This is a genomic window from Salinivibrio sp. MA427 (assembly GCF_001996115.1).
Taxonomy (GTDB): Bacteria; Pseudomonadota; Gammaproteobacteria; order Enterobacterales; family Vibrionaceae; genus Salinivibrio; species Salinivibrio costicola.
In genome coordinates this window covers 1-1,526 of record NZ_MUFH01000445.1, presented here as the reverse complement: position 1 = coordinate 1,526, position 1,526 = coordinate 1, and the positions used below count along the sequence as shown (strand labels likewise).

Sequence of the window (1,526 nt, the reverse complement as noted above, 5' to 3'; positions counted from 1 at the left end):
TATTAATATTCACCATAGCTTTTTGCCTGCCTTTATTGGTGCACGCCCCTATCATCAAGCCTTCGAGCGCGGGGTCAAAATCATTGGTGCGACCGCCCATTTCGTGACTAACGATTTGGATGAGGGCCCTATTATTGGCCAAGATGTGATTCATGTTGATCATAGCTTTAGCGCACAAGATATGGCAAAAGCTGGCCGGGACGTAGAAAAAAGCGTGCTCAGCCAAGCGATCGCTCGCGTTATCGACGATCGCGTCTTCGTACACGGCAATAAAACCGTGATCTTGTAACTCAGCCTCCTTATTTTCACCAAACCGCCATCGATTGCCAGCGCACCGGCGCTGGCCTCTACCTCATTGTTGAGATCATAAGAACCTGTGTAAGCAACAGGTTGATTTTATCTAAAAAGTGGTGTCATCTCGCACTACGACTTTGCCTTTAATGGCATCATAATTGGTAACCTCCGAGAGGGAAAAAAGGCTCGTTGTACTCCGGCGCGTAAAGATATCAAGGAAGGCGGTGAATAACTATTGCCAATGCCTGCTGTTTTATGGGTATCATTAGGGATCATCCGCGTCGATGAACGTCATGGTTCGCGACAATACAGCATCCCGCCAACACTGTGTTTGCACACTTCATTCTCGCGCAATGCAGTGTTGGCGGATTCTTGTATTGATAAGCTGGAAACCCACATAACGGGTCATTCATAATCAGCCCGGCTAGTAGTAAAGGTAAGCAAGTGAATATTCAAAGTCTTCTTAACGAAAAAGTTTCTGCCGCCATGGTTGCGGCGGGTGCGCCTGAGGGCACACCAGCAGCAGTGCGTCAATCTGCAAAACCACAATTTGGTGATTATCAGGCCAATGGTGTGATGGGTGCAGCCAAAAAGATCGGGACGAACCCGCGTGAATTTGCCCAAAAGGTATTGGACGCGCTTGATCTCGGAGATATGGCAAGTCGCGCAGAGATTGCCGGTCCAGGCTTTATCAATATCTTTTTAAACGATCAGTGGCTGGCTAAACAGGCGGATATGGCCCTGTCCGACGCGCACTTAGGTATCGAGAAACAAGATAAGCAAAATATTGTCGTCGATTACTCGGCACCTAACGTTGCTAAAGAAATGCACGTTGGTCATTTACGCTCCACCATTATCGGTGATGCGGTGGTGCGTACATTAGAGTTTTTGGGTCACAAGGTTACACGGGCCAACCACCTAGGTGATTGGGGAACGCAATTCGGTATGTTGATTGCCAACCTCGAGCTGCACGAGTCACGCGGTGATGATATTTCTATGGAGCTGGGCGATATTGAAAACTTCTATCGTGAGTCTAAAGCGCGTTACGATGAAGACGAAGCCTTTGCCGCCACCGCACGTGACTACGTGGTGCGATTGCAGCGTGGCGATGCCTATTGCAAAGAAAAGTGGGAAAAGCTCGTTAAAGTCACGTTAGAGCAGAACCAGCAGAACTATGACCGTCTAAACGTTTCCCTGACACCAAAAGATGTCATGGGCGAGAGCCTTTATAA

At 48.4% G+C, this 1,526-nt stretch carries 2 protein-coding genes; both read left to right on the top strand.

Annotated elements, in window-relative coordinates; genetic code table 11:
- Positions 1-289, top strand: a 289-nt coding sequence (locus tag BZG79_RS15455; RefSeq protein ID WP_277919965.1) for a formyltransferase family protein, incomplete at its 5' end; no start/stop codon positions are given.
- Positions 290-738: 449 nt separating this feature from the next.
- Positions 739-1,526, top strand: a 788-nt coding sequence (gene argS, locus BZG79_RS15450; protein ID WP_077774851.1) for an arginine--tRNA ligase, incomplete at its 3' end; no start/stop codon positions are given.